This window comes from Pseudomonas sp. HB05 (assembly GCF_016756915.1).
Taxonomy (GTDB): Bacteria; Pseudomonadota; Gammaproteobacteria; order Pseudomonadales; family Pseudomonadaceae; genus Aquipseudomonas; species Aquipseudomonas alvandae.
Window position 1 is genome coordinate 1 of sequence record NZ_JAESPG010000007.1, and the last position, 7,700, is coordinate 7,700.

The window sequence follows — 7,700 nt, forward strand, 5'->3', positions numbered from 1 at the left end:
ATGTGGGAGCGGGCTTGCTCGCGAAAGCGGTGTGCCAGTCGACATCCAATTAGCTGACACACCGTCTTCGCGAGCAAGCCCGCTCCCACAGGGATTCTTGTGTTGCATTCGAAAGTAGCGTCAAAAACGACCTCCACCTGTACTGAAAGCGCTACAGCGGAACGATATCGCTACACCCGGCGCTAACCAGCACTGTGCAAGACTTTGATCCCACAACGATTTTTTCCAGCCTCCAAGCTGTAGCGATTTCGCTACAGCTTGAGATGCCGAGCGCCTTGGAAAAACCGCCATTCCATTGATATACAAAGACTTTTAAACATTGGCCACGTTCTTGCTAAGGGTATAGCCATTCGGCCGGGCCAAGCCCCGCGCCTTCTTCGCGTCCACCAGACGAAATCTGGCCCCAGGAGTTTCCATGAGCGAGTTGCGTTTTACTGAAGATCACGAATGGCTGCGCGCCGAAGCCGACGGCACCGTCACAGTAGGCATTACCGCATTTGCGCAGAACGCATTGGGCGACGTGGTTTTTGTACAACTGCCTGAGTTGCAGGCCTATGCCAAAGGCGCCGAAGCCTCCACCGTGGAATCGGTCAAGGCCGCCAGCGGCGTGTACATGCCCCTGGACGGTGAAGTGCTGGAAGTGAACGGCCAACTCGACGGCAGCCCGGAACTGGTCAATGAAGATCCGATGGGCGAAGGCTGGTTCTTCCGTTTTAAACCGACCGACGCCGACGCAGTGGCTAAGCTGTTGGATCAAGACGCCTACGACCGCCTGATCAAAGCCAACGCCGAAGCCTGAGGAGCGCCACATGACTGTTAATCTCGGCACTGCCAACGAATTCATCGCGCGCCACATCGGCCCGCGTGCCAGCGACGAGCAAGCCATGCTCGAGCGCCTGGGCTACGACTCCCTGGAGGCCCTGAGCGCCAGCGTCATCCCGGAAAGCATCAAGGGCACCAGCGTGCTGGACATGGGCGACGGCCAGAGCGAAGCCGACGCACTGGCTTCGATCAAGACCATCGCCGCCAAGAACCAACTGTTCAAGACCTACATCGGCCAGGGCTACTACAACTGCCACACGCCGGCACCGATCCTGCGCAACCTGCTGGAAAACCCGGCCTGGTACACCGCCTACACCCCGTACCAGCCAGAAATTTCCCAGGGCCGTCTCGAAGCGCTGCTGAACTTCCAGACCCTGATCAGCGACCTCACCGGCCTGCCGATCGCCAACGCCTCCCTGCTCGACGAAGCCACCGCCGCCGCCGAAGCCATGACCTTCTGCAAGCGCTTGAGCAAGAACAAGGGCAGCAACGCCTTCTTCGCCTCCGTGCACAGCCACCCGCAGACCCTCGACGTGCTGCGCACCCGTGCCGAGCCCCTGGGCATCGACGTAGTCGTGGGCGATGAGCGTGAACTGAGCGACGTCAGCGCCTTCTTCGGCGCGCTGTTGCAATACCCGGCCAGCAATGGCGACTTGTTCGACTATCGCGAACTGACCGAACGCTTCCACGCCGCCAACGCCTTGGTGGCCGTCGCCGCTGACCTGCTGGCCCTGACCCTGCTGACGCCTCCGGGCGAATTCGGTGCCGACGTCGCCATCGGCAGCGCCCAGCGCTTCGGCGTGCCGCTGGGTTTCGGCGGTCCGCATGCGGCGTACTTCTCCACCAAGGATGCGTTCAAGCGCGACATGCCGGGCCGCCTGGTCGGCGTCTCCGTGGACCGCTTCGGCAAGCCGGCCCTGCGCCTGGCGATGCAGACCCGCGAGCAACACATCCGCCGCGAGAAAGCCACCAGCAACATCTGCACCGCCCAAGTACTGCTCGCCAACATCGCTAGCATGTACGCCGTGTACCACGGCCCCAAAGGCCTGGTGCAAATCGCCAACCGCATCCATCACCTGACCGCGATCCTCGCCAAGGGCCTGGGCGCGCTGGGCCTGAGCGTCGAGCAGGAGAGCTTCTTCGACACCCTGACCCTGCACACCGGCGCGCAAACCGCCGCCCTGCACGACAAGGCCCGTGCCCAGCGCATCAACCTGCGCGTGGTGGACGCTGAGCGTGTTGGCCTGTCCCTGGACGAGACCACCAGCCAAGCGGATATCGAAACCCTCTGGGGCCTGTTGGCCGACGGCAAGGCCGCGCCAGACTTCGCCGCCCTGGCCGCCAACGTGCAAAGCCGCATCCCGGCCGAGCTGGTACGCCAATCGGCGATCCTCGGGCACCCGGTGTTCAACCGTTACCACTCCGAAACCGAGCTGATGCGCTACCTGCGCAAGCTCGCCGACAAGGACCTGGCCCTGGATCGCACCATGATCCCGCTGGGTTCCTGCACCATGAAACTCAACGCCGCCAGCGAAATGATCCCGGTGACCTGGGCCGAGTTCGGCGCCCTGCACCCGTTCGCCCCGGCCGAGCAGAGCGCCGGTTACCAGCAACTGACCGACGAGTTGGAAGCCATGCTCTGCGCCGCCACCGGCTATGACGCGGTGTCGCTGCAACCCAACGCCGGTTCCCAGGGTGAGTACGCCGGCCTGCTGGCGATCCGCGCCTATCACCAGAGCCGTGGCGAAGACCGTCGCGACATCTGCCTGATCCCGTCCTCGGCCCACGGCACCAACCCGGCCACCGCCAACATGGCCGGCATGCGCGTGGTCGTGACCGCCTGCGATGCCCGTGGCAACGTCGACATCGAAGACCTGCGCGCCAAGGCCATCGAGCACCGCGAGCACCTCGCCGCGCTGATGATCACCTACCCGTCCACCCACGGCGTGTTCGAGGAAGGCATCCGCGAAATCTGCGGGATCATCCATGACAACGGCGGCCAGGTGTACATCGACGGCGCCAACATGAACGCCATGGTCGGTCTTTGCGCGCCAGGCAAGTTCGGCGGCGACGTCTCGCACCTGAACCTGCACAAGACCTTCTGCATTCCCCACGGCGGTGGCGGCCCGGGCGTCGGCCCGATTGGCGTCAAGTCACACCTGGCGCCATTCCTGCCAGGCCACGCCAACATGGAACGCAAGGAAGGCGCAGTGTGCGCGGCGCCGTTCGGCAGCGCGAGCATCCTGCCGATCACCTGGATGTACATCCGCATGATGGGCGGCGCGGGTCTCAAGCGCGCCTCGCAACTGGCGATCCTCAACGCCAACTACATCGCCCGTCGCCTGGAAGAGCACTATCCGGTGCTCTACTCCGGCAGCAACGGCCTGGTGGCCCACGAATGCATCCTCGACCTGCGTCCGCTCAAGGACAGCAGCGGCATCAGCGTCGATGACGTCGCCAAGCGCCTGATCGACTTCGGCTTCCACGCCCCGACCATGTCGTTCCCAGTGGCCGGCACGTTGATGATCGAGCCGACCGAAAGCGAATCCAAGGAAGAACTGGACCGCTTCTGCGACGCCATGATCTGCATCCGCGAAGAAATCCGCGCGGTGGAAAACGGCAGCCTCGACAAGGACGACAACCCGCTGAAGAACGCCCCGCATACCGCGGCGGAACTGGTCGGCGAGTGGACTCATCCTTACAGCCGCGAACAGGCGGTGTACCCGGTAGCGTCATTGATCGAAGGCAAGTACTGGCCGCCAGTAGGCCGGGTCGACAACGTGTTCGGCGACCGCAACCTGGTTTGCGCCTGCCCGTCGATCGAAAGCTACGCTTGACCATGAAGGGGGGCGGTCCATCCGCCCTCCGAATATCCCTTGTGGGAGCGAGCTTGCTCGCGATAGCGGACTGTCAGTTGTCATTTGAGTGACTGCCACACCGCTATCGCGAGCAAGCTCGCTCCCACAAGGGGCCTGAGTCACATCTTCAAAGTCGATCCCATAAAAAGAAACCGGAGAAACACCATGTCGTTAAGCGTGTTCGACCTGTTCAAGATCGGCATCGGCCCCTCCAGCTCACACACGGTCGGCCCGATGCGTGCCGCGGCCCGTTTTGTCGAAGGGTTGCGTCGTGATGAGCTGCTCAATACCACTGCCAGCGTCAAAGTCGAGCTGTACGGTTCCCTCGGTGCCACGGGCAAAGGCCACGGCAGCGACAAGGCCGTGCTGCTGGGCCTCGAAGGAGAGCATCCCGACACCGTGGACACCGAAACAGTGACCGCCCGGCTCCAGGAGATCCGCAGCAGCGGTCGCCTGAACCTGCTTGGCGAACACACCATCGAATTCAACGAAAAATTGCATCTGGCGATGATCCGCAAGCCGTTGGCGTACCACCCCAACGGCATGATCTTCCGCGCCTTCGATGCGGCGGGCCTGCAAGTGCGCAGCCGCGAGTACTACTCGGTGGGCGGCGGCTTTGTCGTCGATGAAGACGCGGCGGGCGCCGACCGTATCGTCGAAGATGCCACGCCCCTGACCTTCCCGTTCAAGAGCGCAAAAGACTTGCTGGCCCATTGCAGCACTTATGGCCTGTCCATCAGCCAGGTGATGCTGACCAACGAAAGCGCCTGGCGCCCCGAAGCCGAAACGCGCGCCGGCCTGCTGAAGATCTGGCAGGTAATGCAGGATTGCGTAGCGGCGGGCTGTCGCAACGAAGGGATCCTGCCGGGCGGGCTGAAGGTCAAGCGCCGGGCCGCCGCGTTGCATCGCCAGCTGTGCAAGAACCCCGAAGCGGCCTTGCGAGACCCGCTGTCAGTGCTGGACTGGGTCAACCTGTATGCCCTGGCCGTCAACGAAGAAAACGCCTACGGCGGCCGTGTCGTCACGGCGCCCACTAATGGTGCGGCGGGCATCATCCCGGCCGTGTTGCATTACTACATGCGCTTCATTCCCGGGGCCAACGAAGATGGCGTGGTGCGATTCCTGCTGACCGCCGCCGCCATCGGCATCCTGTACAAGGAAAACGCCTCCATCTCCGGCGCTGAAGTCGGTTGCCAGGGGGAAGTCGGCGTGGCCTGTTCCATGGCTGCCGGCGCATTGTGCGAAGTGTTGGGCGGTACCGTGCAGCAAGTAGAAAACGCCGCCGAAATCGGTATGGAACACAACCTCGGCCTGACCTGCGACCCCATCGGCGGCCTCGTCCAGGTGCCCTGCATCGAACGCAACGCCATGGGTTCGGTGAAGGCCATCAACGCGGTGCGCATGGCCATGCGTGGCGACGGCCATCACTTCGTCTCCCTCGACAAAGTCATCCGCACCATGCGCCAGACCGGCGCCGACATGAAAAGCAAATACAAGGAGACCGCCCGCGGCGGTCTGGCGGTCAACATCATCGAATGCTGATGCGTGCCACTTTCATTTTTCCAGGAGCTGATATGTCCACCGAACAACTGTTGAAAACCCCGCTGCACGCGCTGCACCTCGAACTCGGCGCCCGCATGGTGCCGTTTGCCGGCTATGACATGCCGGTGCAATACCCGTTGGGCGTGATGAAAGAACACCAGCACACCCGTGATCAGGCCGGCTTGTTCGATGTGTCCCACATGGGCCAGATCCGCCTGACCGGCGCGGATGCTGCCAAGGCACTGGAAACCCTGGTGCCGGTGGACATCATCGATCTGCCCGTGGGCATGCAGCGCTACGCGATGTTCACCAACGACAACGGTGGCATCCTCGACGACTTGATGGTCGCCAACCTGGGCAACGACGAACTGTTCCTGGTGGTCAACGCCGCCTGCAAGGATCAAGACCTGGCTCACCTGCAAGGGAAAATCGGCGGCCAGTGCAGCATCGAGCCGCTGTTCGAAGCCCGTGCCCTGCTCGCCCTGCAAGGTCCGGCCGCGGTCACCGTACTCGCGCGCCTGGCGCCGGACGTGGCAAAAATGACCTTCATGCAGTTCCAGCGCGTCACGCTGCTGGGCGTGGACTGTTTTGTCAGCCGTTCGGGCTACACCGGTGAAGACGGTTTCGAAATTTCCGTGCCGGCGGCCGATGCGGAGAAACTCGCCCGCGCCCTGCTGGCCGAGCCAGAGGTGGCCGCCATCGGTCTTGGCGCACGAGACTCCCTGCGCCTGGAAGCCGGCCTGTGTCTTTACGGCCACGACATGAACACCGAGACCACGCCCATTGAAGCCAGCCTGCTCTGGGCGATCTCCAAGGTCCGCCGGGCCGATGGCGCACGTGCCGGGGGCTTTCCGGGGGCTGAAACCGTCTTTGCCCAGCAACAGAACGGCGTAAGCCGCAAACGCGTCGGCTTGCTGCCCCAGGAACGCACACCAGTACGCGAAGGCGCGGAGATCGTCAACGAAGCCGGCGAGACCATCGGTACGGTGTGCAGCGGCGGCTTCGGGCCGACACTGGGCGGTCCGTTGGCGATGGGTTATCTGGACAGCGCCTACGTCGCCTTGGATACACCAGTCTGGGCCATAGTGCGTGGGAAAAAAGTGCCTCTGCTTGTAAGCAAAATGCCATTCGTTCCACAGCGCTACTACCGAGGTTGATTGCTTGTTTCTATAAGTAACGCGGCTGCGTTAAACGTGCACTAATGTGTAACGCAACCGCCATAAAAAGGTGCATGTAGTGATATTCAACCGGGCTTATAACGCCACAGAACAATCGGAATAGCCTTTTGAATAAGCCTTCCCCGGCGAAGCATCTAAAACACCGGCAAGCTGAGCAAATCCGGGCTCTTGAGGGGGGTTGTTTTTTCGTTGGAAGTTGGCGTAGAGTTTGATCACTGTGTTTGCATGGGTCGCTTGGATCGTGACCTGGGCAGTAGCCTACGAAGTTAGCTACAACCCGTTCGACGTCATCTTACTTTCCTGCAACCCAGCCCCAGTACTCTTTCGTGTGGAAAGAGGCTGTCATTAATTTAGCGTCAAGGAAATAAGAAAATGTCCCAACGTCAGAGCGGTACCGTCAAGTGGTTCAACGACGAAAAAGGTTTTGGTTTCATCACCCCTGAAAGCGGTCCGGATCTGTTCGTACACTTCCGTGCCATCCAGGGCAATGGCTTCAAGAGCCTGAAAGAAGGCCAGAAAGTCACTTTCGTCGCCGTGCAAGGCCAGAAAGGCATGCAGGCTGACGAGGTCCAAGCCGAAGCCTAAGGCTTTCGCAAACTAAAAAGCCCCTGATTGATATCAGGGGCTTTTTTATGGGCATAAATCCGTAAAATGGCTTCTTTTTCGTTCGAGGCCGTCATGTCGAAACACGTGCTCACCCCCCAGGGTGACTTTCCCCCCGCCGGCCTGGGCCGTCGCCTGGCCGCGATGTTCTATGACTTCCTACTATGCACGGCACTGCTGATCGTCACCAGCGGCGCGTACAAGATGATCCAGATGGCGATCATCGGCGAAGAAAAGATGCGCGTCCTCACCGATGCCGGCGCACTGGACGGCGATCCGCTACTGTCCACAGTGCTGCTCTTCGTGCTGTTCGGCTTCTTCGCCAAGTTCTGGACCCACAACGGCCAGACCCTGGGCATGCAGGTGTGGTGCATCCGCGTGCAGAACGCCGATGGCACGGCCATCAGCCTGTGGCAGGCGTTGTTGCGCTTCGTGGTGTCGATTGCATCACTGCTGCTGGTCGGCGCAGGCTTCATCTGGGCACTGTTCGACAAGCGCAAGCGTGGCTGGCATGACATCTACTCGGATACGCAGTTGGTGCGGATTCCCAAGAAGACCAAGTAGGGACACCAAATAATGCTTGGAATACAGTGTGGCGAGGGGATTTATCCCCGCTGGGCTGCGAAGCGGCCCTGAACCTGACACCACAGAGTGTCAGAATGACCAAATGGGGCCGCTTCGCGGCCCAGCGGGGATA

Annotated in this window: 6 protein-coding genes; all 6 read left to right on the forward strand. The window is 61.6% G+C overall.

Annotated features, from left to right (window positions below):
* Window positions 1-415: 415 nt before the first annotated feature.
* The 6 genes from gcvH (at window position 416) to JMN22_RS09355 (ending at window position 7,567) form a co-directional block, all read left to right on the forward strand.
* Window positions 416-799, forward strand: coding sequence for a glycine cleavage system protein GcvH (gcvH, locus tag JMN22_RS09330; protein ID WP_030140780.1), 384 nt, complete (start codon window positions 416-418; stop codon window positions 797-799).
* 10 nt (window positions 800-809) lie between these two features.
* Complete coding sequence (gene gcvP / locus JMN22_RS09335) at window positions 810-3,659, forward strand: aminomethyl-transferring glycine dehydrogenase (protein WP_198798044.1); 2,850 nt, start codon at window positions 810-812, stop codon at window positions 3,657-3,659.
* A 186-nt stretch (window positions 3,660-3,845) separates the two neighbouring features.
* Complete coding sequence (locus tag JMN22_RS09340; RefSeq protein ID WP_030140782.1) at window positions 3,846-5,222, forward strand: L-serine ammonia-lyase; 1,377 nt, start codon at window positions 3,846-3,848, stop codon at window positions 5,220-5,222.
* Between the two features lie 32 nt (window positions 5,223-5,254).
* Window positions 5,255-6,379, forward strand: a complete 1,125-nt coding sequence (gene gcvT, locus JMN22_RS09345) for a glycine cleavage system aminomethyltransferase GcvT (protein WP_198798045.1) — start codon at window positions 5,255-5,257, stop codon at window positions 6,377-6,379.
* Window positions 6,380-6,772: 393 nt separating this feature from the next.
* On the forward strand, window positions 6,773-6,985 hold the full coding sequence (locus JMN22_RS09350) for a cold-shock protein (RefSeq protein ID WP_003175786.1): 213 nt from the start codon (window positions 6,773-6,775) through the stop codon (window positions 6,983-6,985).
* 93 nt (window positions 6,986-7,078) lie between these two features.
* The gene (locus JMN22_RS09355; RefSeq protein ID WP_198798046.1) at window positions 7,079-7,567 is read left to right on the forward strand and encodes an RDD family protein; all 489 of its coding nucleotides are present in this window, start codon (window positions 7,079-7,081) and stop codon (window positions 7,565-7,567) included.
* Window positions 7,568-7,700: the final 133 nt, after the last annotated feature.